23 protein-coding genes and 1 pseudogene are annotated in these 26379 nt (G+C 41.9%); 12 read left to right on the forward strand and 12 right to left on the reverse strand.

Features of this window, described 5'->3' with window-relative positions:
- Nucleotides 1-117: 117 nt before the first annotated feature.
- Together J2X69_RS15165 and J2X69_RS15170 are read right to left on the reverse strand one after the other, a co-directional pair.
- Complete coding sequence (locus J2X69_RS15165; RefSeq protein WP_310104965.1) at nucleotides 118-2535, reverse strand: ABC transporter permease; 2418 nt, start codon at nucleotides 2533-2535, stop codon at nucleotides 118-120.
- Nucleotides 2536-2672: 137 nt separating this feature from the next.
- Nucleotides 2673-5117 carry an ABC transporter permease gene (locus J2X69_RS15170; RefSeq protein ID WP_310104968.1) on the reverse strand — a complete coding sequence of 815 codons (2445 nt, stop codon included), beginning with the start codon at nucleotides 5115-5117 and terminating at the stop codon, nucleotides 2673-2675.
- Nucleotides 5118-5453: 336 nt separating this feature from the next.
- Between J2X69_RS15170 and J2X69_RS15175 the strand changes: the two genes are divergently transcribed.
- From J2X69_RS15175 to J2X69_RS15215, 9 genes are all read left to right on the forward strand, one after another.
- Nucleotides 5454-6116 carry a DNA alkylation repair protein gene (locus tag J2X69_RS15175; RefSeq protein ID WP_310104970.1) on the forward strand — a complete coding sequence of 221 codons (663 nt, stop codon included), beginning with the start codon at nucleotides 5454-5456 and terminating at the stop codon, nucleotides 6114-6116.
- Nucleotides 6117-6165: 49 nt separating this feature from the next.
- Entirely contained in the window at nucleotides 6166-7431 is a 1266-nt protein-coding gene (locus J2X69_RS15180) for a sulfite oxidase (protein WP_310104974.1), read from the forward strand.
- Nucleotides 7432-7435: 4 nt separating this feature from the next.
- Nucleotides 7436-7951 (forward strand): cytochrome C, encoded by a 516-nt coding sequence (locus J2X69_RS15185; protein WP_310104976.1) that lies wholly within the window; start codon nucleotides 7436-7438, stop codon nucleotides 7949-7951.
- 161 nt (nucleotides 7952-8112) lie between these two features.
- Nucleotides 8113-8799: a response regulator transcription factor gene (locus J2X69_RS15190; RefSeq protein ID WP_310104979.1), complete on the forward strand. Its 687-nt coding sequence runs from the start codon at nucleotides 8113-8115 to the stop codon at nucleotides 8797-8799.
- A 16-nt stretch (nucleotides 8800-8815) separates the two neighbouring features.
- A complete protein-coding gene (locus J2X69_RS15195; RefSeq protein ID WP_310104982.1) occupies nucleotides 8816-10213 on the forward strand; it encodes a HAMP domain-containing sensor histidine kinase in 1398 nt (465 codons plus the stop codon).
- Nucleotides 10214-10429: 216 nt separating this feature from the next.
- Nucleotides 10430-11734, forward strand: coding sequence for a TolC family protein (locus tag J2X69_RS15200; protein WP_310104983.1), 1305 nt, complete (start codon nucleotides 10430-10432; stop codon nucleotides 11732-11734).
- A 16-nt stretch (nucleotides 11735-11750) separates the two neighbouring features.
- Nucleotides 11751-12863, forward strand: coding sequence for an efflux RND transporter periplasmic adaptor subunit (locus tag J2X69_RS15205; RefSeq protein WP_310104986.1), 1113 nt, complete (start codon nucleotides 11751-11753; stop codon nucleotides 12861-12863).
- Nucleotides 12864-12868: 5 nt separating this feature from the next.
- Nucleotides 12869-15967: a CusA/CzcA family heavy metal efflux RND transporter gene (locus tag J2X69_RS15210; protein ID WP_310104989.1), complete on the forward strand. Its 3099-nt coding sequence runs from the start codon at nucleotides 12869-12871 to the stop codon at nucleotides 15965-15967.
- On the forward strand, nucleotides 15964-16194 hold the full coding sequence (locus J2X69_RS15215) for a bile acid:sodium symporter (protein ID WP_310104992.1): 231 nt from the start codon (nucleotides 15964-15966) through the stop codon (nucleotides 16192-16194). The genes J2X69_RS15210 and J2X69_RS15215 overlap by 4 nt, the downstream gene beginning before the upstream one ends.
- A gap of 204 nt (nucleotides 16195-16398) precedes the next feature.
- Here J2X69_RS15215 and J2X69_RS15220 read toward each other — a convergent pair whose 3' ends face one another.
- The 5 genes from J2X69_RS15220 to J2X69_RS15240 all read right to left on the reverse strand — a co-directional run bounded on the left by J2X69_RS15220 (nucleotide 16399) and on the right by J2X69_RS15240 (nucleotide 18828).
- Complete coding sequence (locus tag J2X69_RS15220) at nucleotides 16399-16851, reverse strand: DUF1569 domain-containing protein (RefSeq protein ID WP_310104994.1); 453 nt, start codon at nucleotides 16849-16851, stop codon at nucleotides 16399-16401.
- Entirely contained in the window at nucleotides 16835-17269 is a 435-nt protein-coding gene (locus J2X69_RS15225) for a VOC family protein (protein WP_310104996.1), read from the reverse strand. The genes J2X69_RS15220 and J2X69_RS15225 overlap by 17 nt, the downstream gene beginning before the upstream one ends.
- A gap of 52 nt (nucleotides 17270-17321) precedes the next feature.
- Nucleotides 17322-17774 carry an AraC family transcriptional regulator gene (locus tag J2X69_RS15230; protein WP_310104999.1) on the reverse strand — a complete coding sequence of 151 codons (453 nt, stop codon included), beginning with the start codon at nucleotides 17772-17774 and terminating at the stop codon, nucleotides 17322-17324.
- A 416-nt stretch (nucleotides 17775-18190) separates the two neighbouring features.
- Nucleotides 18191-18589: a type II toxin-antitoxin system VapC family toxin gene (locus tag J2X69_RS15235; protein WP_310105000.1), complete on the reverse strand. Its 399-nt coding sequence runs from the start codon at nucleotides 18587-18589 to the stop codon at nucleotides 18191-18193.
- A complete protein-coding gene (locus J2X69_RS15240) occupies nucleotides 18586-18828 on the reverse strand; it encodes a hypothetical protein (RefSeq protein WP_310105003.1) in 243 nt (80 codons plus the stop codon). The genes J2X69_RS15235 and J2X69_RS15240 overlap by 4 nt, the downstream gene beginning before the upstream one ends.
- A 401-nt stretch (nucleotides 18829-19229) precedes the next feature.
- Between J2X69_RS15240 and J2X69_RS15245 the strand changes: the two genes are divergently transcribed.
- Nucleotides 19230-19601 carry a single-stranded DNA-binding protein gene (locus J2X69_RS15245; protein WP_310105005.1) on the forward strand — a complete coding sequence of 124 codons (372 nt, stop codon included), beginning with the start codon at nucleotides 19230-19232 and terminating at the stop codon, nucleotides 19599-19601.
- Nucleotides 19602-19836: 235 nt separating this feature from the next.
- On the opposite strand, the gene J2X69_RS15250 is transcribed toward J2X69_RS15245, so the two are convergent.
- The gene (locus J2X69_RS15250) at nucleotides 19837-20628 is read right to left on the reverse strand and encodes a nucleotidyl transferase AbiEii/AbiGii toxin family protein (RefSeq protein WP_310105009.1); all 792 of its coding nucleotides are present in this window, start codon (nucleotides 20626-20628) and stop codon (nucleotides 19837-19839) included.
- The gene (locus tag J2X69_RS15255) at nucleotides 20625-21413 is read right to left on the reverse strand and encodes a type IV toxin-antitoxin system AbiEi family antitoxin (RefSeq protein WP_310105012.1); all 789 of its coding nucleotides are present in this window, start codon (nucleotides 21411-21413) and stop codon (nucleotides 20625-20627) included. The genes J2X69_RS15250 and J2X69_RS15255 overlap by 4 nt, the downstream gene beginning before the upstream one ends.
- Before the next feature lie 318 nt (nucleotides 21414-21731).
- Here J2X69_RS15255 and J2X69_RS15260 point away from each other — a divergent pair.
- A pseudogene (locus tag J2X69_RS15260) lies at nucleotides 21732-22076 on the forward strand (single-stranded DNA-binding protein); the annotation flags it as partial.
- Between the two features lie 465 nt (nucleotides 22077-22541).
- Here J2X69_RS15260 and J2X69_RS15265 read toward each other — a convergent pair.
- Both J2X69_RS15265 and J2X69_RS15270 read right to left on the reverse strand, forming a co-directional pair.
- A complete protein-coding gene (locus tag J2X69_RS15265) occupies nucleotides 22542-22892 on the reverse strand; it encodes a transcriptional regulator (protein ID WP_310105014.1) in 351 nt (116 codons plus the stop codon).
- A 2-nt stretch (nucleotides 22893-22894) separates the two neighbouring features.
- Nucleotides 22895-23194, reverse strand: coding sequence for a type II toxin-antitoxin system HigB family toxin (locus J2X69_RS15270; RefSeq protein ID WP_310105016.1), 300 nt, complete (start codon nucleotides 23192-23194; stop codon nucleotides 22895-22897).
- A gap of 317 nt (nucleotides 23195-23511) precedes the next feature.
- On the opposite strand from J2X69_RS15270, the gene J2X69_RS15275 reads away from it, so the two are divergent.
- Nucleotides 23512-23883: a single-stranded DNA-binding protein gene (locus J2X69_RS15275; RefSeq protein WP_310105019.1), complete on the forward strand. Its 372-nt coding sequence runs from the start codon at nucleotides 23512-23514 to the stop codon at nucleotides 23881-23883.
- A gap of 363 nt (nucleotides 23884-24246) precedes the next feature.
- On the opposite strand, the gene J2X69_RS15280 is transcribed toward J2X69_RS15275, so the two are convergent.
- Nucleotides 24247-26232 carry a M1 family metallopeptidase gene (locus J2X69_RS15280; protein ID WP_310105022.1) on the reverse strand — a complete coding sequence of 662 codons (1986 nt, stop codon included), beginning with the start codon at nucleotides 26230-26232 and terminating at the stop codon, nucleotides 24247-24249.
- Nucleotides 26233-26379: the final 147 nt, after the last annotated feature.

Genomic DNA, 26379 nt, shown 5'->3' on the forward strand with positions numbered 1-26379 from the left:
CGTACACTTGTAAACCAATAAAAGGACTAGCAGAAACAGTCAATCAGTACCTGGATTTAAACGATAACCTGTAAACTATTTTTAGGACGAGTCAATTTCACAAATATCAAATCTACTCTACTCACTCTTCAGCACCTTGGCTGGATTTGTCTGCGAAGCCACATAAGAATGAATCCCGACTATAAGCAGACATATTGCCATCACTCCCAGACCCGCTGCTGCAAATATCAAATACGGCATATCCACCCGGGTATTGAAGCCATTTAGCCAGTCGTTGAGGAAATAATATGCAGGAACTATTGCAATCAGAAAAGAAACTCCCACCAGCACCATGTATTCTTTGGATATTAGAAAAAGAATCTGTTGCAGCGTGGCTCCCAAGACTTTTCTGATGCTGATCTCTTTGGTTCGCTGGGCAATAGTAAAGCTGGAAAGGCCAAACAAACCCAGGCAGGAAATCAAAATTGCCAGGCCACAGGCAAATCCCAACACATTTTTGATTTTCACATCTTCCTGATAAAATTTCTCAATCTGAGTATCCAAAAAATCAAAAGAAGCCGATTCATGCGGATAGACGCTTAGGTAAATCTTCTCCAATTTCTCCTTTGCAGCAGCCAGATTTTGATCTGAGCTCAGCTTTACATTCACTGTCTGAAAATATTGGGGATTATAGGTGAAGAGAAGTGGACGAATACCCTCTCTGAGTGTACGGGAATGAAAATCCGCAACCACCCCGATAATTTTTCTTTGCTCACCACTAAATCCTATCTCTATTCCTATCGCATCTTCTGCACTTGCGAAACCCGCTTCCTTGACAAATTGGGCATTGACTAATATCTCTTGCTCTCTATCTATCCCAGCCGAACCTGCCAACAGCGGAATCCCGTTTACCTGCACAAAGGCAGAATCCACATTCATCACCTGAATATAAATCTGCTTCTCCGTAGTGTCCACAGGTACGCTGGCATCCGATGTCCAAAGACTGGTAGACGACACCAAACTACCGCTCAAACTGGCACTTTGCACCATAGTCTCTTGGTTAAAGCGATCCTGAAGCTGAAGCATTTTTTCAGGATTCGACATGAATGGCAGATACGCGTACATTACTGCTTCCTTTTCAAACCCCAGCGGCTGGCTGGTCACATACTTCAGTTGATAGTTCAGTACCAACACCAAAATAATAAAAGCAATGGAGGATGACAATTGAATGACAGTGAGGTTTTTTCTCAGAAATACTCCTACAGAAAATCTGCCGTTCTTGATCAATTCTCCCTTCAAAGCCCGCTGAGGGTCATAGTTGGAAAGAATCAGTGCCGGATAGATCCCTGTAATCATGGAGACCAAAACAGGAAAACCTGCATAGAAAAGGATGTTGTAAACAGAGAAGTATTCAATGCTGAAATTCTTCGGAAGATATCCTGCAAAAAGCACTTTGATCCCTTCTACAAATGCCATTGCCAAGATAGTACTGAACAAGACGATCAAAAATGTCTCTGCAAGAAACTGGGTGATCAACTGAATTCGCGTTCCCCCGATTGTTTTTCTGATCCCTACTTCCTTGGCTCGACCTATGGCTTGGGCAGTTTCAAGGTTTACAAAGTTCAGCACTGCAAGTACCAGAATAATCAAACCCATAAAAATCAACCCGCTTAGGAAAACCTTTGAAACGCTGTCATTGGCATAATTCTCTCCAAAATGCATTTCGGATAGTGGTTCTGTAAAAAAACTTGTGCCATAGCCGCTAGCCTCTTTGGCTTCCATATTTTTTGCGATGAGCAGTTCAAATGCCTCGTCCACCGACTCCCTGACTACTCCCGCTGCCAGCTTGACGAAAAGCTGACTGCTGGAATTCACGGATGTCCAGTCGTGTAGGCCATACCATTTAATCTGCTCCTCTGTCCGAATTGTGCTGTAGGAGATAAAATCAGTAAAAATAAAGTCCGTATTATCCTTATAGTCAGCAACTACGCCCGTCACTTTAGTATAGATGGAATCAGAATCCGTAAACATCAACTCCTGCCCAAGTACATCAGACGCTTCAGAACCGGGAAAATACTTATGCAAGCTTTCTTCTGTAATCACCAGAGATTCTGGCTGCTGCAAGGCGGTTTCAGGATTCCCTGCCAGCCATTCTCTAGGAAAAATCTTAAAAAAACCATCATCCGCAAAAGTCACCTTATCAGATCTTCCAAACACTTTACCGGAGGAAGGCAAGGCAACCAAGGTCTGACCCATCGTATAAAGCCTGCCTTTTTCTTCTATCCCCGACACATCTTCCTGAATCACCTCTCCAAGGGGACCAGGTGTACCGGAATTAGGAAAACTTCCCTCATTACCCCAATCCGTCAGGGTATTGATTCGGTATATTCTCTCCTTATCCGGATGGAATTGGTCAAAGCTATAAGAATGTGTCACCACATTGAAGATCAGAAAGCAAATCGCTATGCCTATAGACAAACCCAAAACATGGATACCCGTCCTTAGCTTATTTCTTCTTAAGTTCCTGTAGGCTATTTTAAAGTAGTTTTTCAGCATTTTATTCGAATTGGAAGATTGAAAGATTCGTTTTATCCGCCATTGCGATCCGCCACAGGCGGAAAAGCAATCTGTTCTGTGAAAAAGATTGCTTTGTCGTCGTTCCTCCTCCGCGCAATGACGAAACCCCAGTTACTCTACTCAACTTTAAGTGTCTTCACAGGATTCATCCGGGTAGCTCTGAAAGACTGGGCAGAAACCACCGCAATAGTAAATGCAATCCCACCGATTCCCAATAGTATGAAATTGAGCCAGGAAGGCCATCCTTTCACCGCAAACTGCTCAATCCAGCCCTGCATAAAATACAGGCTCAAGGGTAGAGCCACCAACACTCCGACAAAAGTAATGACTAGAAATTCCTTGTTGAACATCCAGGAAATACTCCAACTCGAAGCTCCCAACACCTTTCGGATACCTATTTCTTTGGTACGCCCGGCTATGCTAAGAGCTGCCATGGCGAATAGTCCCATCGCTGCAATCAGTATGGCAATACACGCAGCCAAGAAGACCATTTTCCCCAATCGCTCATCAGCTGCATATTGCTTTTGAACTGTCTCATCCAAGAAACCAAAGCTAAAAGCCTCCATGGGAAATACCTGCTCCCACTCATTCTCCAACAATGTCCGGAAAGCTTCGAAATCAGTTCCACTGCCTTTTACCATCACTTTTGGATTGGTGGCAGAATGAATCATCAGCATGTTAATGCCACTAAATATGGTTTCCGGACTTTTTGCCAGAATTACCGGCTCAATTTCCTTATACAATGAATTATGATTGAAATCCTTCACTACACCCACAATTTCATGATTGCCGATTCTCTTGCTCGGCAACAATTCCCCAAGGGGATCAACCCAGTTCATCGCTTTGGCAAAAGTCTCATTGATCAACACCGCACTGCTGTCAGATCCTGGCTGGGCATTGAGATCACGCCCTTTCACCAGCTCCAGTCCAAGGGTTTTCACATAATCCCCTCCCACAAAATTCAACCGGAAATTGAATTGCTTGCCATTCTCCATAGGAAATCCCCCATCCCAAAATGAGTCGTCCCCATAGGTCGCAATGGTAATCCCTGCGGATTGAACTTCTGATCTACCTTCCAAAGCTTGACGGTATTTTTCTGCTTGCGCAAAGCTCTCGTTTATCGATTTCACAAAACTGGTGCTCGGAACATCCGGAATATCCACCAGCACGATCATATTTTGGTCAAAACCCAAGTCATAATCCCGAATTACCTCCATCTGATTTACCATAATCAAGGTCGATGCAATCAACACAAAGGAGATAAAAAACTGAAATGCCACCAAACCCTTTCGCAGTGCCTGCTTTCCAAAGCGTATCGAGAGACTTCCTTTCAACACTTTAATAGGCTGTAGACTGGACATAAAAAAGGCCGGATATGCGCCTGCCATTGCGGTAATTAAGACCACCAAACCAACTAATATCAGGAGTTGGGTAGGTCCATAAACCAGATCAAGCTGTTTGTCAAACAACTTATTAAAGGTAGGAAGCAGAGTTTCTGCCAAGATCAACCCAAAAACCAATGCTGCGATGGTGGTCAGAAATGCTTCTGTCAGAAACTGAAAAACCAATTGGCCGAAATCCGCTCCCATAGTCTTGCGAACCCCCACCTCTTTAGCACGGGTGGTAGATCTGCCTATTGCCATGGTGGTAAAATTGATGCAGGCGATCAACAGAATCAAGAATGCAATCCCTGCCAATATCCAAAGCAGTGATGGTCGGGTGGCCTCTATCATGCCCCAATCCGGACCCTCCGTAAGATGCATTTCTGCTATTGGCTGTAGGGTGAATAGATACTTTCCTTTTTTATATTCCTCACCAAGCACTTTTTGCATCATTGCTTCCACACCTGCCTCTACCGATGATTTGGACTGTGCGTCATTGAGCTTCACATAGGTATCACCATAGACATTAAACCAAGAATTCCGGTTTTCCTCTGCGACGTTAAAATCCAAGTTCTTGTCATTTATCAGCATCTCAAACTTAATACTGGAATTTGAGGGAAGATCTTTCAGGAGACCCGTCACCTGATATTCCTCATAGTTATCCCCCATCCGCATCCGCATGGATTTCCCTACGGGGTCGGCCTCGCCAAAGTATTTTTTGGCGGTTTCCTCAGTGATCACTACGCTGAATTTATCCTTCAAAACCTGGTTTTTATTTCCTTGCAGTAACTCAAAACTGAAAATCTCCAAGAAATCAGGACTTACCATTAGGTATTGTTGATTTTGGGTAGTCTCTTCATCCAGATATGCTTGAGCAGCACCGCCGATCACACATGTAGTATGTGTCACTTGAGAAAACTCATTTGCAAAAGTAGGAGCAGTAATAATCGGCGTGGAAAATGAAGAATTACGCTCTCCTTCCTCAACCTGATGACGTTCGACCCTGAAAATCTGGCCGCTGTCTGCGTGAAACTCATCAAAACCACTCTCGAACTGCACAAAAAAGAAAATCAGCGTGCTCACCCCCAGACCGAGCGTAAGACCGATTAAATTTATCCCTGTGTGTAATTTGTTTTTGAACAGATTACGAATTGCGATTTTCAGATAGTTTTTCCACATTGGAATAGTGTCAGAGCTAAGTACATATAAATTATAAACCAAAATTAGGCATTGGAGCCCGTGCACACTACTATCAAATTTCTATGCCATTAATAACAGTGGAAAAACATCCCTATTCAGCATATTACGCATAATGCCTTCCAAATCAAACGGACATTTTTGTCCGCTGGTGGGCAAAGTTCTTTAAGGACTTGAGTTCATAATCCATCGCTAGCCCCGATTTCAGGATTATAAAATTTCAAATTTTGCTTAACTTTTCAGAAACAGAAGGTATTTAACATAAAGCATGCCTCAAGACTTAATCCTCTAAGGATATAATTACAATTTTCAGCAAGAATGACAGTCCAGGAAGTACTCTCTCAACTCGAATCACTTGGCAATGAAAAGATGATTGCCCTACATAGAAAAAACGGAGCTACTCAAGCTCTATTCGGTGTCAAAATGGGTGATCTCAGAACAGTGGCAAAAAAGATCAAAACAAACCACGAATTGGGATTGGCTCTTTGGAAAACCCGGAATATTGATGCGCAATTGTTAGCTATATTAATTATCAAACCCACTTCTCTCTCCAATGAAGAGCTGGACAAAATGGTCACTTCACTGGATTTCCCCCAGTTGGCAGATTGGTTCAATGCTTATATTCTCAAAGATCATCCTGAAAAAGAAACACTTAGGAAAAAATGGCTTGAATCAGGCAATAAATGGGCTCTCCGTGCTGTCTGGAGCTTGACTGCGGGCAGGGTTACCAGAAGCCCGGAAGGTCTAAATCTTGGAGAAATTTTGGACTATCTTGAATCGCATATGCCAATTGCCGCCCCTGAAGTACAATGGACAATGAATACAGCCTTGGCACAGATCGGAATCAACCATCCAAACTTCAGAGCCAGAGCCATTGAAATCGGTGAAAAGCTGGGGGTCTACAGGGATTATCCTGTTTCCAAAGGATGCACCTCACCCTTTGCTCCCCTATGGATTAAAGAAATGGTCAGCCGTCAATAGGTCAATAATCCCCAAGATCTTTAATTTCACTTCCCAATCCTCTCCAGAAATGCCTAAAACTGACCTGAACAGCTTAAAAATAAAAACCGGTAACATCCAAGACAGAAGAACTTTCCTGCAGAAAAGCACACTGGCAGCCATGTCTACTCTACTTGGTGCTGATATAGTGCATGCGGTCACCATGCCCAAAGACTATATCCCTATTATGTTGCAGGCAGATTTTGACCCGATGAAAGGTAAAAGCGAAGGAATGATCATCCGCAATGATAAGCCTTGGAACGTAGAACCCGCACCACATTTATTAAATGATCCGATTACCCCTTTCGCCAGCATTTTTATCCGAAACAATGGGCTAATTCCTGAGGATGTGGACGCTGCCAGCTGGACGCTGACTATCGCCGGGGAATCTGTGGTAAAGGAGAAAACTTACACCCTGGACGAGCTAAAGAAGAAATTCAAATCCTACACCTATCAACTGCAGCTGGAATGTGGTGGGAATGGCCGTGCCGGCTTCTATCCGCCTACCTCCGGAAATCAATGGGAAGAGGGAGCTATTTACTGTTCAGAATGGACTGGAGTGAGATTAAAAGATGTTTTGGAAGATGTGGGGATCAAATCTAATGCAGTGTATGTTGGCTATTACGGAAAAGACAAGCACCTCAATGGAGACCCGAATAAAGTGGTGATCTCCCGGGGAGTCCCTATTGCAAAAGCCATGCAGGATGAGACTCTGCTGGCCTGGGCACTGAATGGAAAAGATATTCCGCTAGCTCATGGCTTCCCACTACGCTTGGTTTGTGGGGGATGGCCCGCTTCAGTTTCCGGTAAGTGGCTACACAAACTAGTCGTAAGAAACAAGGTGCATGATGGGGAGAAAATGATGGGCGATTCTTACAGAGTACCCAAATATCCCATAGCCCCTGGAGACAACGTGCCGGACGAGCATATGGAAATCATAGAATCCATGCCTGTCAGATCTATCATTACTTATCCTAAAACGGGAGCAATGCTTGGCAACTCCAAGAAGCTTACCGTACAGGGACATGCTTGGGCGGGAGAGCATGAAGTGACGGAGATGCAGGTAACTACAGATTTTGGAGCCACTTGGCAAAAATGCATGCTGAAAAAACCTGTAAATCGGCTGGCTTGGCAGCAATGGTCTGTGGAACTGAATTTTCCTCTGCCGGGCTATTATGAGATCTGGGCAAAAGCCACTGATGCCCAGGGGATCTCCCAGCCTATGGTGATGCCGGCATGGAATCCCAAAGGATATCTGAACAATGCCTGTCATAGAATCGCGGTGAAAGTAAGCTGAGTCTATGAGAAATATCCCAAATCCTAAAGAGCAATCCGCCCAGACAGAAAAGAAAAGGCTTTTTGACGGTCTTGTTAAATCTGTGCTCGGAATAGTAGTAATCCTGTTTCTATTGCTCGGGTTGATTGTTTTTTTGATTTTCCAACCCGATCTCTCAGCTCTTCGAAGCTCGGATTCGGCGGAACTTTCTGCCAGTCTCTCAGCAAACCAACCTGATCCCACCGAAGAGATAATAGACGGAAAAGATGTGGAAACAGGACTGGTCGCCGGGGAAGGATTGGAAATGGTCAAGGCAAATTGCACCAATTGTCACTCCAGTGCGCTGATTCTGCAAAATAGATTTACCCGTGAAGGATGGCATGAAAAAATAGAGTGGATGCAGGAAACTCAAGGATTGTGGGACTTGGGCAGTGCAGAATCAATCATTTTGGACTATCTCGCAGCACATTACGCTCCTGAAGCTCCTCAGGGAAGAAGAATTCCACTTAGTGGAATAGAGTGGTATGAATTGAAGGATTAAAAATGTGGTTATCGGTAATGATACCAGTCACTTATTCTTCGCTTATCAGGCTTGAATACCCCGCCATGACAGGAAGGAGATAAGGTATAAAAGGATTTACCCAGCCCAGCGGGTCATGTATGTGTAGAAGTTAAAATTATATAATCAGTAGTTTTGCATTCATGAGAGTTCTGTTAATAGAAGACGATCCTACATTAAGTAAAAATATAAATGAGGCACTGCTTGCCGAAAGTTATACTACCGAATACGTTTATGATGGATTGCTGGCAGAGCGGATGCTGAAAAAAAAGAAATTCGACTGCATAGTAATGGACATCAATCTGCCCGGAAAAAACGGATTTGATCTATGCAAGGACTTCAGACTACACAACACTTCCACTCCAGTAATAATGCTCACGGCCTTTGGGGAGTTGGAAGATAAAGTTCAGGGTTTTGATTGCGGTGCAGACGACTACCTGACGAAGCCATTTTATATGAGAGAACTCATTTTAAGAGTTAACTCACTTATTAAGCGCCACAAACAGAATAATTCCACAACTACCGAGGACCATATTATGGTTGCGGAGGACATCACGCTGAATGATGCTCAAAAGAAAGTCTGCCGGCAGAATATAGAAATCAACCTGACCCCAAGGGAGTACCAAATTCTACGGAGACTAATGGAAAAAAATGGGGAAATCGTCTCCAAGGCTGATTTGATCAAAGAAATATGGGGAACTTCATTCGGTGCCAACACCAACACCATCGAAGTTTATGTTAATTTTTTGCGGAATAAGTTGGATAAGCCCTTTCATAAAACCACTATAAAAACCAAAGTGGGTTATGGATATTATCTTGACATAAAATGAAATTGAGCCTGCCTGCATGAAAATAAGGGATAAAATACTTATTCATTTCTCCTCCACCGTGATTGCCCTCACCGCAATTTCATTGACTATTATTTATATTTTATTTTCAGAATATAGGGAAGAAGAGTTTCAGCAGCAGCAAAATGGAAAAATCCACACCACTATCAAGCTGATAGAGAAATTCAAACAAGAAAGCGCAACCATTTCTTATCTGATTGACCAGCAGGATATCAATGATTTTTATGATGAAAAACTGCTTGTCTACGATTCCAACAAGGATCTGATTTTCGCCAGTTTGGACAGCTTGGACATTCTCAAGGCAGAAAGCATACTCAACAAGCTTTCTCCCTCTCAACGATGGATAGAAACCAAAGAAGAAAATTATGATCTGATAGGGATTTATGCAGAAACCAACGGGCATAATTACTATGCCGTCAGCAAGGCTTATGATGCTTTTGGGTACACCAAGTTGTACTTCTTAAGGAATGTGCTGGTCATCATATTTCTGTTCATCACCATAGTGGTCATTCTCATTTCCAGATTTCTCTCCAACAAAATTTCCCGACCGATCACCGCTCTTGCAGAAAACCTAAACAACTACGACCCCAGTACAGAGAAAGTAGAGGAACTGGAAATAGAAACCTCTTCTTATGAATTAAGCCAGTTAACTCAGGGATTTAACGAACTATTGAGAAGAACAAACGAAGCATTTGTATTTCAAAAGCATACCATTCATCATATTTCGCACCAGTTAAAAACCCCAATTTCGGTACTGGTCTCAGAACTGGAAAGGATTAAGAATTTTTCCAGTATTGTGGACATCAAGCCTGAAATAGAAAATCAGATTATCAAAGCAAAATCACTGGGAGGTATTATCAATGTATTGCTGGAAATTTCCAAAATCGAATCCGGTCAGCAAACCCAAAAACAACCGCTTCGTATCGATGAGCTATTTTTTGATGTGATCGATGAGCTGAATGCCATTTATCCCGATTTTCACTTTGAAGTAAATTATGTTCCTGATGAAATTGATGAAAATAGTCTTATAATCAACCTCAATCCACTTCTTATCCGTCAGGCTGTACACAATTTACTCTCCAACTGTGTATCATACAGCAGCGATCACAAAGCCGAAATATCAATTGACTGTACAGAAAGCGATTACCTTAAAATCCAAATCATCAATGCCGGAAAACCCATTTCCACAGAAGAAGAAAGTTTCCTTTTCAACCATTTCTTCAGAGGAAAAAACAGTCAGGGCATAATAGGTTTTGGACTTGGATTGGTATTGACAAAAAAGATTGTGGAGCTTAATTCGGCCAGCATCACCTATTCTAATCCCAGCGACAACAGCAATGTATTTGAAGTGCGTTTTTCTCTCACAGCTAGGACAGAAATCACCGGAAGCAATTAATCCATCGCTTAAAATCATTCATTAAGTGGTAGAATGTGCCATAGTAGATGTCAAGTAAGCTTTGACCGGGATAATCCACTGAACTTTTTACACAGTACGGCATAACCATTCCTCGTATTGCGGATGGGTTCCTTAAGCTTAATTTTATTTGCTTTAAGGTCTTTTTAAGGTCACAGTACTGATTTTTGCGCCTCATCATCCAGAAGGTGCAGCATAATGAATAGTATCAAAGTAGGAAAACTAATTCTCGTTTTTCTTTTATTTTCTCTTACCATAAAGGCACAGGACACACTGAAGTTTAGCCGTGAAGATGCTGAAGCAGTTTTCTTGCAAAAGAACCTATTGCTGATTGCGGAAAAGTTAAATATTTCCCAGGCTGAGGCTATGGTATTGCAAGCCAAGCTTTGGCCTAACCCAACTCTAGAAGTCGAAGAAGTAAACCTGTGGGCGACTCCAAAGCAACTTGGAGTTTTTGGAGAAGAACTTCAGGGATTTGGAGGAGGAAATTTTGGCAAGAACCAACAATTCGGCCTTTCCATCGAGCAACTGATCATTACGGCAGGTAAACGCAAAAAACTGATCGAAATAGAAAAGGTCTCAGTGGATAAATCCGCACAGTATTTTGAGGATTTACTCAGAAATCTGAAAATAGAGTTCCGAAGCCAACTCACCAACCTGCAGTACCTGCAGTTCAGTAGGAACATCTATAGGAATCAACTCATTTCCATTCAGAAACTCACTTCCGCATACCAAAAGCAAGTGGAACAAGGAAATGCCACCCAGGGTGAATACATCCGGCTAAAAGCGCTTGAATTGGAAATATCCAAAATCATCAACGAGAAGAATGAGGAATTAAATGAAGCCCAAAAAGAATTGACACTGCTGATGCAACTCCCTTCGACTACAGAGGTGGAATTAACAGAAGACGGCTTCTTAAAAAGCAGCGAACAAATAAGACAACTTGCCTTGATTGAGGTGATCGAAACGGCAAAAATAAACAGGCCGGATTATAAAATCACGCAATTGGAGGAAACGTATTTCACTAAGCTACATGCCTACGAAAAGTCCCAAAGGACACCTGATCTGACTCTGAAAGCAGGATATGACCGGGGAGGTAACTTTATGTATAATTTCATCGGATTCGGCTTTTCAATGGACCTCCCTTTCTTTAACAGAAATCAGGGCAATATCAAACATGCCCAAATTGGTTTGGAACAATCGAGGATATTGAATCAACAAATGGAGTTCAACATCGGAAGCGAGGCAGTCCTTTCTTATAAGAATTTAATCAATGCACTTGATTTTTTTGAAAGCATTGAGCCGGACTATGAAAGTAAGCTAGACACGCTGCTGGCAAGCTACACAAAGAGCTTTACTGAAAGGCAGATCAGTATGCTTGAATACCTTGATTTTTTGGATGCTTATCTGGAAAACAAGCAAATCATTCTTGAAACAGGCAAAGAGGTAAATGAGAAAGCAGAAGAACTTAATTATTCTGTAGGAACGGATTTGATTAACTAAAAACTCTGAAGTTAAAATGAACAGAATTACAACAAAAACGATACTGACAAGCTGCCTGATAGGGGTACTATTTTTCAGTAGCTGCAGCAACGCTGATGAAAAACAACACATCGCCGAAAATAGAAATTACTGCCTTGACGATAACTTCAAATCAAAAATTGAATTGGAGCTACCTACAAAGCAACTAGTCACACAGGGAATACCGCTTACCGGGATAGTGGAATCCAATCCCGACAACGTCATTCATTTTGTAAGCTTGGTAGGCGGGATAATCTCCAACACCTATTTTTCATTAGGTGACAAAGTCGCCAAGGGACAGGTATTGGCAGAGTTGAGGAGCACGGAGTTATCCGAACTACAATCCCAATCCAGAACCATAGTATCTCAGATACAGGTAGCGGAAAATAATCTACGCTCAATCCAATCCATGTATGATGATGGGATAGCTTCTCAAAAAGATCTGATGGAATCACAAAGCGATCTGGAAGTGATGAAAGCAGAAAAGGAAAGAATAGACGCTAACCTAAGCCTCTTCAGTGCAAGTACCGAGAAGGGAGTGTTTCAGATCAAATCACCTTCATCAGGGATAGTGACTTCCAAATCTATTTCGGGAGGAACGCAAATTTCCGCTGAGGGAGAGCCGCTGTTTACTATTTCGGATCTGAGCGAAGTTTGGGTGCTGGTCAATGTGTATGCTACCAATGTGACCAATATTGACACCGGAATGGATGTAAGCATCAAAACACTATCCTACCCTGATCAAATGTTTGAAGGCAAGATTACAGCTATCTCACAGGTATTGGATGCAGAAGCTAAGGTACTGAAAGCAAGGGTTGTTCTACCAAATAAGGATCTAAAACTGAAACCAGGGATGATAGTAGATGTAACGGCTTTGAAGGAACTCCAGACAGAAGCGCTTAGCATTCCTACTTCCGCAATGGTCTTTGACAGCGATCAAAATTATGTGGTGGTACATAATGGAGCTTGTGAGATTGAGATAAGACAGGTAGAAATTCTCACCAAAAGCAATGGCGTTACTTCCATTTCCGGCGGGATAAATGAAAATGAACATATCATCTCCAAAAATCACCTGCTTATCTACGAACAACTCAAAAACTTTCAAAACTAATTGAGATGCAAAAATTTGTTCAGGGTCTAGTAGCTTTTTCTTTAAAAAATTCAATCGTTGTTTTCTTCCTCACAGCCTTACTGGTGGTGGCGGGGATCATCAGTTATATCAATACACCCATTGAGGCTTTTCCTGATGTGACCAATACCCGTGTAAGGGTAATTACACAATTGCCCGGCAGAAGTGCCGAAGAAGTGGAGAAATTCATCACACTTCCGATCATGAAGGAAATGAACACCATTCCAAAAAAATCGGAGGTACGTTCTATTTCCCTGTTTGGCTTATCGGTGGTCACCGTGATTTTCGATGATGATGTGGACGATTTTTACGCACAGCAATATGCGTCCAACCGGCTACAGGGAGTAGACCTCCCACATGGAGCGGAAGCAGAAATAGAACCGCCTTCAGGAGCAACGGGAGAAATCTTCCGATATGTATTGAAAAGTGACCGGCCTATCAAAGAACTTACCGCTATTCAGGATTGGGTAGTTGTCAGGGAATTGGTCTCAGTTCCCGGCGTGGCAGATGTGGTTACTTTTGGGGGTGAAGAGAAAATCTACGAAATCAAAATCAATCCTACCGAATTGGCTAATTATGATTTGTCACCCTTGGAAGTATTTGAAGCGGTATCGAAGACGAACATCAATGTAGGCGGTGATGTCATAGAAAGAGGTTCACAGGCTTATGTAGTCCGTGGAGTGGGATTGTTGGAAAGTGCCGAGGACATCGAGAACATATTGATAGAGGTAAAGGGCACCACGCCCATCTTGGTAAAACATGTAGCTGAGGTAATGGTGTCTGCCAAGCCAAGATTGGGACAGGTAGGCTTGCAAGATGATGATGACTTGGTACAGGGAATTGTCCTGATGCTGAGAGGAGAAAATCCCAGTGATGTCAGCGAAAGGCTAAAAGAAAGAATAGCAGACCTCAATGACAGGATACTCCCCAAAGATGTAAAAATTGAAGCCTTTGTAGATAGGACGGAGTTGGTGGATGTCACGGTGAGCACTGTTACAAAAAACCTGATTGAAGGGATTGTACTCGTCTCCCTGATTGTATTCATCTTCCTGTATAACTGGCGCGTGACGGTAATCGTGGCATCTGTGATTCCTTTGGCTTTTCTGTTTGCCATTGTAATGTTGCGTATCATGGGAATGCCTGCCAACCTGATTTCTATGGGTTCCCTGGATTTTGGTTTGTTGCTGGAAGGGGCGTTGGTCGTGACCGAGAGGATTTTCGTGGGCTTGGAACATAAGGCAAAGGAACTGGGTATGGTACGTTTCAATAAAATGTCCAAATCAGGGATCATCAAACAAAGTGTGCGGAATGTAGCAACCTATATCTTCTTTGCATTGTTTATTCTGATTATCGCCCTGTTGCCGATTTTTGCATTCCAGAAAGTAGAGGGCAAAATGTTTTCCCCACTGGGTTACACGTTGGGCTTCGCCTTATTGGGTTCTCTCCTACTGAGCCTTACCTACGTACCGGCTATGTGTAAGGTACTATTGAGGAAAAATATTGTAGAAAAGGACAATCTGATAACAAGAAGCTTCAGAAACGGCCTTTATAAAATGTATCAATGGACCACCCGAAACAGAAAGGCCACTATAGCTTCCTTTGTAGTACTGTTTCTAACCTGTCTGGTAGGTTTTTACAATCATGGAACTGAATTTCTCCCTAAGCTTAATGAAGGAGCGGTATATGTCAGAGCTACCTTGCCAAACAGTGTAAATCTGGACGAATCCGTAAGGCTTGCAAAGGAAATGAAGGAGAAAATCAGGGAATTTGAAGAGGTAGAGTTTGTGCTGACACAGACAGGAAGACCGAATGACGGGACAGATCCCACCGGGTTTTTCAACATTGAATTCCATATACAGCTCCATCCCGAAAAAGAATGGAAACGTAGCATAAAGAAGGATGAGTTTGTTGATGAATTGCGTCAAACACTTCAAACCTACCCCGGAATAGTCTTCGGATTCAGCCAACCTATTCAGGACAATGTGGAAGAATATGTCGCGGGTGTAAAAAGTGCCTTAGTGATCAAAATATTCGGTGATGATCTCTTCGAGTTGGAAAAGTATGCGGACAGTGTGGCTGACAACATTAGAGATGTGGAAGGAATCACGGATTTGAATGTATACAGAAACATCGGATTGCCCGAACTCAGAATCAAACTGAACGAAACACGGATGGGTAAGTATGGGGTGGCAATGGCCGATGCCCAAGCGGTAATCGAAATGGCCATTGGGGGTAGCGCTGCTACTACGTTCTATGAAAATGAACGGATGTTTGATGTGAGGATTCGATTCCAAAAGGAATATCGTGACGACCAAAACAAAATCAGCGAGATTCTTATCCCAACCATGAATGGCAAAAAAATTCCTTTGCGTGAAATTGCTGACATAGGATTTATTACGGGGCCTACCTTTATTTACCGTGAAGGCAGCAGCCGCTACATAGCTGTAGGGTTCAGCATCGAAGGCAGAGACTTGGGCAGTACTATCGCAGAGGCGAGGGAAAAAGTCGAAAACAACGTCAAATTGCCAAAAGCGAATAAAATGGTATGGGCCGGAGAATTCGAATCAAAAGAAAGAGCGAGCAAGCGTTTACTGATGATCGTGCCCGTATCTCTACTGCTGATTATGTTTTTGCTCTGGATGAATTTTGAAGGTAATATTAAAGACACACTAATTTCGTTTATTGTTATTCCGTTTGCATTTATAGGAGGTTATCTTTCGCTCTGGGCTACAGGAACAATTTTCGGTATCTCAGCCGGCATAGGATTTATCATTCTATTTGGAGTCGCTACCATAGATGGTATCGTCCTAATCGGAACCATTAGGCAGAATCTTAACATGAGGCAACCCCTGCAAGACGCAATCAACAATGGAGTTTATAATAGGATCAGACCAATCTTGATGATTGCTCTAATGGGCTCCATGGGTTTACTCCCGGCTGCATTGTCGACCGGAATGGGATCTGAAATCCAAAAACCATTGGCCATAATGATTGTAGGCGGATTGCTGATCTGTATGATTCTATCCCTGACCGTATTGCCTCAGCTATACTACTGGGTGTACCGTAAAACGGAACAAGAAAAATGAAATCAAAAATAGAACTTCAGTCCGGAAGACCGTATTACAGCACAATTTTGTGGCACAAAAAATCATTGATTCATGGGACGGTATTCTCCAAAGTCTTGTTTCCTGTAGGATACCCCATCGGTATAATCCTGTTGCCATTGATGTTATTCCATGCATTTCAACTATTTGTTGCCAGCATAATGGCCTCCAATTTTGCAAAAAGGGAAAATCAGCCGGCTCAATCCTGACTAGGGCTTGCTGAAAAACCGTTCGCATGAAAAATGGGTTAATCATTCAATATGATAGCTTTTGATCTATTACCGGCGTTTTTCAGCAGACCCTAACTATACATCAGAAAATCTACTGCATCATACACAGTTGATAGAGTAGCAAAAAATAGCGGTTTAATGATTAATGCTTAAACCGCTTTTTTTTACGTTGTGACCAATTCTTCATACTCCGAATTGCCTTAAATGGTGATCAGCATGTTTATAGGCAAAAATCCCGATTTGCTCTTTTGTCATTTTCCCAAAAAAATCGTGAATAAACCCATCGTTTGAAAACTGCCCATACTCGGCAATCAACTTGGCCCAAAGTCCTTTTTGTGAAGTTAGATCTCCTTCTTTCTCCTTCACTGAAAAAGCACTTCCGCCAGGCATATTCTTGGGCAAAGGCCTATCGTCTTTGGTGTTGCTCTTCAAGGCCATTTTCCCGAATATTTTCCCCAAAAATTCCTGCTTGTAAACGGGACTGTTTTTACCCAAAACCCATTCATCCCAAATGGTACAATGCTTCGTCATTTGGTAGACATTCATTTTCCCCCAGTGTGCGGTATTGTCATTTTTGAGCGAATGAATCCTCTGTATCAATTCATCCCGTGTTACTTTTTCAAACACCGTCTTCATTGCCAAAATTGCTTATGGGTTGCAATGAAAAATAGTTTCCCGAATCATCTTTGAAGAGTGCTTCTGTTCCATAGAACTCCTTTTTCGGAGGTTTTATAAATTCCACTCCTTTGGCTTTCAGCTCCTCATAGGTAGCATAGATGTCGGTACAGGTGAGAACACCACAGCCGAATATGCCTTTTTTGATAAGATCTATTAAGGTTTCTGCGGTCTCTTTCGGAAACATTTTACTCACTTTCACAGGGAAAAGCACTAGTTGCAAATCGGGTTGATCCGGCGGAGACACCGTCAACCACCTTGTATCAGGGCCCATAGGGATGTCATCTACTACTTTGAAGCCTAATTTATTCACATAGAAGTCGTAGGCACTGTCTTGGTCAATCACGTGAATATTCGTGACGGTCATTTTTGTAATCATGATAGCATATATTTTAAACTGTTAAACTAACAAGACAAATATCTGCAATGGTTTAGCTGTCAGCTTCTTCAAAATTGCTATTCTCAAGCCAGCCATGCTGGTAAGCATAGCAGCTTGGCACAAAGGCAAGCGGTTCTTTCTTGATTTTTTCTTTGGTTCTCTTCTGCTCAGCAGAAAATACGGATGGTGATACACCCACTGTCTTGGAAAAAAGGCCACTAAATGAGGAAACACTGTCAAACCCAACGGAATAGCATACTTCTGTAACGGGCACCCCGGCTTTCAAAAGCTCCTTTGCCTTTTCCAGTCTTACATATTTCAAGTACTGGTGGGGCGTCTTGCCGTAAGTGGACTTGAACAGGCGTATAAAGTGGAATTTGGAAAAGTAAGCCTCATCAGAAATGTTTCCCAAGTCAATTTTGTCCGCGTAGTTTTTGTCGATGAAAAGTTTCGCATGAACTATCCGTCTGTACAAATAAACTTTGGGGTATTGATCTGTTGCCATTTTGTCGTTGATTTTAGGACGGAGAAGTCTGACTAGCTTCTGTCTACACAGGCTACCGGCGCATTCATATTTTATTGCTTTGAGTCACTTAATCCAAAATCAATTCTCTAATTATTAGCTACAATGTGAACACTGATTCCAGAAGGCCAAACTAACAACTCTCAATTTGACACCTACCTGATGTATTTTGCCTTTACCTAAATCAACCATGCGGCAAATACACAACTTATTCACCGCAAGAAATGAGTTTTGACGGATAGTCCTACCATTGGCTATAACGTGATTCAGCTTGGAGACACGGAGCTCTTCGAAGCGATTACCTTTTCGCCAGAGACGAAGGAAGCCTTTATGAATAAACCTTGGATATGCGAATCCCCTCCCCATATTTTCACAGGTGCTGTTAGTGAAGGTCTCTATTATCTTTTTACCCAGTTTTCAATTACAATACCGGAAATTCTTTCAAATTCCTTCAGGTTTTCTGTTACCATGATCAGGTCTTTTTCAACTGATGTACAGCCAATCAAAAGGTCAAAGTCGCTTATCATCAAACCCTTTGATCTTAATCTAGCTTTCTCTTTTGCATAAAGATAAATAGCATTGAATATCGGAAGGATCACAACTTGATTGGTGAAAACCTCAATTAATTCAAGGTTCTTTTTGGGGTTAGTACTGTTTTCTGCACCAAAAACTAATTCTGCTAATGTGATTTCGGAAATAGAACAGTTTTCAGTTCCGATCTCCTGAAGCATTTTTATAAGTCCAAACTTTCCTCTTAAAAAATGGATACAGATATTGGTGTCTAAAAGATACTTCATTCGAAATCAGGATTTTCTGTTTTCTCAACTCTTGCTTCTCTGATTTCTTTAATGATTTCATCCGAATCCCTGTTGTCTTCCCATGCTCCAAAAAGAGTATTAAGATCCACCTTCTCTTCTTTCACTTCAAGAGATTCTGTCAATTTAATAATTAACTTTTTCTTAGAAAGATTATCAAGACCTTTCAATAGACCAAAATACTTTTCCAAAGCCTTATTGTTTAAAGTAAGATTTGCCATACTTTTTTTACTCAATTTACGGATTTACTCATTTTGTGGTTAAGAGATTTGGATAATTAAATCCCTAACTCTCTTTCCTCTTTCTGAATTGGATCCCCATATCGCTCAAGTCTTTAATCAATCCTGCTATTTTAGTGAATTTGCTTTCCATGGCCTTTCTTAAATTTTCGATGACAAATCAACACCCCCAGCTCACTCTCCCTCTAAACCTACTAAACATTTTTAAAACTTCAATCATTCCAAAAAGCGAATAAACCCACCTTATCCGACAACAAACGAATACTATCGAATACAAACGATTAGCTACCGACTAAGTGCAGACCGATCCTGCAACTTTGGATCATAAGTTTTTCCTCTGGCGAAAACGACATACAAATTTTCAAACCAAAACAACAAACATCATGAATGCGCTACGAAACAAAGTACAGCTAATCGGTCACCTGGGAGCCAAAGTAGAATTGAAAACCCTGGAAAGCGGCAAAGTCTTAGGACACGCAAGTATCGCGACTAACGAATCCTACAGAAATCAAAAAGGCGAGCGTGTCACAGAGACTACCTGGCACAGACTGGTGATCTGGGGCAAGAATGCAGAGCTGCTCGAAAAGTACACCGACAAGGGATCTGAAATCGCCGTAGAAGGAAAAATCTCCACCCGTGACTACAGTGATAAGGATGGCGTCAAGCGATACATCACCGAGGTGGTGGTAAGTGACTTCCTATTCTTGGGCGAAAAAACCGCTAAAATGAAGGAAGAAGCTGATCTTCCTTTTTAATACAACTGACTTCCTTTTGAAAAGGCCGGAATCCACAAAGTTCCGGCTTTTTCTATATTCTAAACTTTTGAAACGTACTTCAATCCTTTATCTTCTGGATAGATTAAGCTGTTGCTTTTTGAAATCAATTTTTAAAAGGACATCAATCTCCCTGAATTCCTTCATGGAAGTATCATCAGAATCTACAAAACCAAGCTTTGTCAAAACCGATTTGAAATTATCTTTTAGTTATTATCTAAATTCTTGTTATTATCTCATCTTTCAGCCATTCAAAGGCTTCTTGTTGATTATATTCTATTTCCGACCGTAATAAAGCTTCCATATCTCCTGTAAAGTTCGGATCATTTTCTTTTGCTTCTATGTTTTGTAAAAACTCCTTTTGACTCGGCGTTTTTTTCTCCGTGGCAAATGCAATGTACTGCCGAAAACACTCAAGAATTTCATCAATGTTAATGTCTCTATTGCGTCTGGCATAATCCAAATCAAACAAGTCTCGCCCTTTACTTCTTTGGTACAAGGCCCGAAGTTTCGTCCCGAGCAACTCATTGATGCTGTAAGTGCGTATTTTACAGTTCCCTTCAAACCATTCGCTTTGCATAGTATAAGGGAAGTCTACCCAATCCAATACATTGAAATGTTCCCGACAATTGATCTCAAGTTTTAATCGCATCCGAATTTCTTCATACTCAGAAGTAAACCAGTATAATGCTTTGATGCCATGACCTCTATTTTGCGTTGTTCTGTCTTCCTCAAAGAAAGTGATTGTCTCACTCAGACGTTCCATGATTGGTTTAATTGGCCCAGTTTTAATTTGAACAAGATCTATATCTTCTGAATACCTGGGAGCAGGATTCAAATAAAGTTTATGTAAAGCTGTTCCTCCCCGGAACGCCAGATTTTCGCGAAGGAAATCATCTGAGAAAATCTCAACTAAAGCCCGGCTAATTACTAAATCCTGCTCTACTTGATAGAACTGTTTCCATGGTGCAGATTCCTGCCATTGTGCTATGTATGGTTTTGGAATCACAAATCACTTTCCAGTTTAATATTCACATCTACTTTCCATCTATTGTCGACTGATCCCGGCTTTTGTTTCCCTTTTGGAGAAAGTAGTACAGGAAAAAAATTACCTGAAATTAAATAGTCAAATAGAGGGTCTAATTCTATCCCCAATTGCAATTCTTCCATAATAAATCCAAACCTCTGTAAAGTACTTCTATGTGGGTACCAAGACAATAGATCCTTAAGGTCATTATCGGTTATCTCTTCAGACAATTCTTCCAATATGGACAGCATTCTGTTAAGCCCTCCTAATTTAGTTTGGTGATGTATTAAATCTACTGCTGTCAGTGCAGGGCTGGATATTTTAAAAATTCCAGCATCTGACTTTCTTTCTACAATATTCTTAGTAGGCCATTTTGAAGAGGTCATGAATTTGATATCAAGCTTACCTTTCTTAATATAGTTTAGTTTGGGACGCTCTGTTATAACGTATTCCCTTTGACTCTGCTGATGGCTAGCTCCGTGAAATTTGGCTGCGGAGTAAAAAGCCAGATAATAGTTACGATTCAAACTTTTAAACAGTTTATCAATGTAAAGCTGGATAGGCAAATTCCCTTGTTTCGAATACCTGGGAGGTATTATCAGATAAAATCCTTTTCTAAGGCTTACTATTTCTTTCTTTTCAACTTGTCGGGCAAGTTCAAACTTCAGTGAAGCCCGTACAGAATTTGTGTTACCAATGATTTCTTCTAGTGAGAATGAATAATTCTCTATCGATAGTAGATGCTTGATATAGTCCTTTACTCTCATTTTAGTAACTTTTCTCTAAAAGTAGCAAAAAAAACTACTTATATAGAATTAATACTATAAATACTACTCCTTATCCGACAACAAACGAATACAAACGATTAGCTACCGACTAAGTGCAGACCGATCCTGCAATTTTGGATCATAAGTTTTTCCTCTGGCGAAAACGACATACAAATTTTCAAACCAAAACAACAAACATCATGAATGCGCTAAGAAATCGAGCATGATACAAATGCTACACACTGGGATGATTCTAAGTCAAGCGAGATTCCATATGACCGCTGAAAAACAGTTATAAACAGATGAAACAAAGTACAGCTAATCGGTCACCTGGGAGCCAAAGTAGAATTGAAAACCCTGGAAAGCGGCAAAGTCTTGGGACACGCAAGTATCGCTACTAACGAATCCTACAGAAATCAAAAAGGCGAGCGTGTCACAGAGACTACCTGGCACAGACTAGTGATCTGGGGCAAGAATGCAGAGCTACTCGAAAAGTATACCGACAAGGGATCTGAAATCGCCGTAGAAGGAAAAATCTCCACCCGTGACTACAGCGATAAGGATGGCGTCAAACGTTACATCACCGAGGTGGTGGTAAGTGACTTCCTATTCTTGGGCGAAAAAACCACTAAAATGAAGGAAGAAGCTGATCTTCCTTTCTAAGGAGTCAATGTATATATTAATCAGGCATAAGGGCTGGAGATTACAACCTCCGGCCCTTTGGTGTTTATTTAAAACTGTCGCGACCAAGGAAGCATACACATGAGCTGAACTTAGAAATGAGTAGATCCCCAAAGTTTTATTTTTCACCACAAAAGCCATAAAGTCTGCAAAGAAGTAGCAAGTACCTCAGTATCATTTTCAGATACCGGCGCTTGTGTAGACCTTTGCAATAGGCAAGCACTAATATGGAGCTTCAGGAAGCTTTCATCCGTGAGCGAGGCACTCACAGCGGCTTAAATTCGCCTGTTCTATTGGGTTCGATGAGATAACAGGAAAGTTCAATTTTCTTATTCGCTTTACTACTCCGTCTGGATCGAACCTTGGTATTTCAGCAGTAAAAGAGCGTTTTTACCCCTCTATTACTAAGATTTTGGATTTCCACTGTTTTGTCTTTCCCTCCGTAAATCAAGCCAACAAAATCTCGGCTGGGATCTTCAATCCCTTATAAAGAGATTTTATCATGCCAAGGGAAAGTCCTCTCTTTCTGTTTAGAACTTCACTTACCCGACTTTGACTACCAAGGTATTTTACCATGTCCGCACTAGTCATTCCCATCTGCTCCATACGGAATTTAATTGCGTCGATCGGATCAGGAGGGGCTATAGGATAATGGCTCATCTCGTATGACTCAACCAAGGTTACCAATAAGTCTAATTCATCCCCTTCCTGTGTATCCCTTTGCGCTCCCCATAGCTCTTCAATCCTTTCTATGGTAGTACTATAATCCTGTTCTGTTTTAATTGGCCGTATCTCCATAATCAAATCGTCTTAGCATCAATTTTATCATACTGTTTATGTGTTCCGATAAATCGTATGAATATCACCTGAAAATCATAATCAATAGCAACTACTAACCTGTAATCATTGCCTTTGATGTTGAACACCACTCTTCCTTCTCCGACAATACTTGCGTTTTTATATTGTATTTTTAGTTCATTGGAGTTTTTCCAATCAGCTGCTTTCGCCTCATGGTACCATGCTCTCAGAGAAATTTCGGAATCCAAGTATTCTCTTCTTTCAAAGAACTCTCTCAACGTTCTAAAAGCAATAACTCTCATAACACAAGTTTGATTAAAAATATTCAATATATCCCAATTTGGGATATAAAAATTTATCCGGAGATTAGATTGCTCTTACTAAATTATAACTATTCATGAGCTATTTCTATCGCGCTACCCTTACGGAAGGAATAATTTTTTGATTAAAAATCACCCTTCATATCAAGAAAACCCACTTTATCCGACAACAAACGAATACTATCGAATACAAACGACTAGCTACCGACTAAGCGCAGACCGATCCTGCAACTTTGGATCATAAGTTTTTCCTCTGGCGAAAACGACAAACAAATTTTCAAACCAAAACCACAAACATCATGAATGCGCTAAGAAACAAAGTACAGCTAATCGGTTACCTGGGAGCCAAAGTAGAATTGAAAACCCTGGAAAGCGGTAAAGTCTTAGGACACGCAAGCATCGCGACTAACGAATCTTACAGAAATCAAAAAGGTGAGCGTGTCACAGAAACTACCTGGCACAGACTGGTGATCTGGGGCAAGAATGCAGAGCTGCTCGAAAAGTATACCGACAAGGGATCCGAAATCGCAGTAGAAGGAAAAATCTCCACCCGTGACTACAGCGATAAGGATGGTATCAAACGCTACATCACCGAGGTGGTGGTAAATGACTTCCTATTCTTGGGCGAAAAAACAGCCAAAATGAAGGAAGAAGCTGATCTTCCTTTCTAAGGGAAAAAGGGTAAAAGAAAATGGCTGGGTGTTCAGATGGACTTCCGGCCTTTCTCTTACCTCTTTACCAAAAGGAAAATATTCCGCCAATTAGACCTTCTCTATGATTTAATAAATCAGATCCCCCTTCTGGAGAAGCAGGATACCCAAATATCACTTAATTAAGCGCATGATAACCTATATTGTGCCCTCTGCGCCAAACTCTGTGGTCTCAGTGGTTAGAATCAGATCCAGCTTCGGGAGAAGCAGGATAACACAAAGCATATAAGCGCAGAACAAACTAACCTGCGTCCTCTGTGGAAATCTCCGCGACCTAAGTAGTTAAAAAAATGAGGCTCCTTCAAGCCCCATTTCATGATCAATTTACCTTGGCCATACATTGTCAGCCGCATCCTTGTCGGGAAAACGTCGATGTGGATCCAAAGTAATCTTGGTGATTTTTATATCCCCGAAATCCAAAACTGCATCAAACGTACGGCTCCCGTCAAACCAAACCGTCACCGGCCAGGTCACCTCAGCAGTAGTAGCATTTAGTATTTTGGCATTCGGCATGTTTCCGATCTTAGCACCCTCTGTTTCAAATTCCACTTGCAACACAACCGGCGAAGGCATTTGTCCTGCCTGATGTACAGTGACTGTTGTTTTGTCATTTGACGTACTTACATTCTGAATAGACCCCTCCACAGATTCTGTGGTAAACAACCAGTAATACCAGAACCACTCCAAGTTTTGTCCCAATTCATTATTCATAAAGAACATATAATCCCAAGGCGAAGGATGTTTGAACGTCCATGCATCCGCATATTTTTTCATGGCATTGATCACTGCTTCATCCCCTACTATTCCTCCTAGCATGGAAAGCATCAGCGGTGTTTTGGCATACGTCTGAAATCCATACATCATACCCGCATCGTTGGCACTCCACATCATCGGTGCTTCATCTTCCAATCCACTGATTCGCCCATAGCTTTGCCCAAGTCCGTCCAGATCATAAGCTACTCCTCTGCTATCTGCGGCAGAAAGAATATTCATGTATTGGTTAAATCCTTCATCCATCCAGCCATAGCGGGTTTCATTGGTTCCTACCATCATGGGCCACCACTGGTGCGCTGTCTCATGATCGGCCGCGCCTTGGTTGGAATTGATTACCATAGGGTATTCCATACCGGCACTTGGGCCATCCTGAAGGGTGAGCTGGGGAAAAGGATAGGGTGCCCAGAGTTTGGAATAAAATTCCAACGCATGTCTGGTATTTTCCACCGCTTTCTCAAAATACTTGGCCCGCTCAGGAATAAAAACCATGTAAATTGGCACAGGTCCTTTGCCCGGAATAGTGGCTCTGCTTGCTTTCCAGATAAATCTATCCGAAGTAGCCCATGCAAAATCGTTTACTTTATCCGCCACAAAACGCCAAGTAAGCTTATCTCCTGCCTTAGTCGCTTTGCCCGGGCCATTTTCATCTTCACTCACCAGTGTCACTTCTGCATCAGAGTCAAGCACGGTAGAAAGTCTTTGGATGACTGTAGGAGTCAAAACCTCAGTTGGGTTCTGCAATACACCCGTACCGCTTACAATCCAACCGGCCGGCACAGTAAGGGAAACATCAAAGCGGCCAAAGTTATTGAAGAATTCCGCCGGGCCTAAGTAAAGGCTTGTCTCCCATCCCCTCAGATCATCATACTTCGCCAATCTGGGGAACCACTGTGTAGGCTGAAATAAAGTGCTGTCAAAACGCTGTGTCATTCTATGCCCTCTGCCGTTCTCACCACCCGGCAATTTGGTATGCCAGTCGATCTCTACTTCCGCAGTTGTACCCGCTTTGATCGAGTTCACAAGCGTGATGGTCGCCACAGTACTCTGCAACCCCCGTACCCGTAGTGCAGGCGGATTATTTTGGCTAGATGGTGCCGCATTCAGATCCACCGATTCTCCGCCTACTTTGATGGCGGTCACGACCATTCCTTCAGTATTTTCTGCAGGCACGGAAGTACCGCGAGGCACATCTCCACGGAAAATGTTGTGGTCCAGTCGAAGGACAATAGCATCCAGATCGTCCTTGCTATTGTTATGCACGAGGATTTTCTCTGATCCTGTGATCGTCTGCGTACTTGGATCCAGGCTGGCTTTGATGGTAAAGTCAGTTTCCAGCTGCCAGTAATTTTCACCCGGCTTGCCTGAGAAGTTTCTTGATCCTTCTTCAAACGCTTTGCGGATAGAATTCGTCATCGGTACATCCTGACGAATCACGCGGGTATCTGTTTCTACCGAAGTTCGCAGGGACTTTGTGTTTTCTTGCTGCGCAAAAGCAGCTGATGTGCTAAGGAGCACTAAAAAGAGTATTTTTCTCATCAGTTTTGTTGGGTTGTATTCAAGTGAAAGTTTAGCAAAAAAACCCATTTATCCTGTCAAATAATGAGCGAATAGGGCTAATGGAATTGATGCGTAGGTCATTTTAATCTACAGTTTACTTTTTGCCTAATTTACTTCTAGCTAATA

Origin of the sequence: Algoriphagus sp. 4150 (assembly GCF_031457395.1) — a bacterium.
Lineage (GTDB): Bacteria > Bacteroidota > Bacteroidia > Cytophagales > Cyclobacteriaceae > Algoriphagus.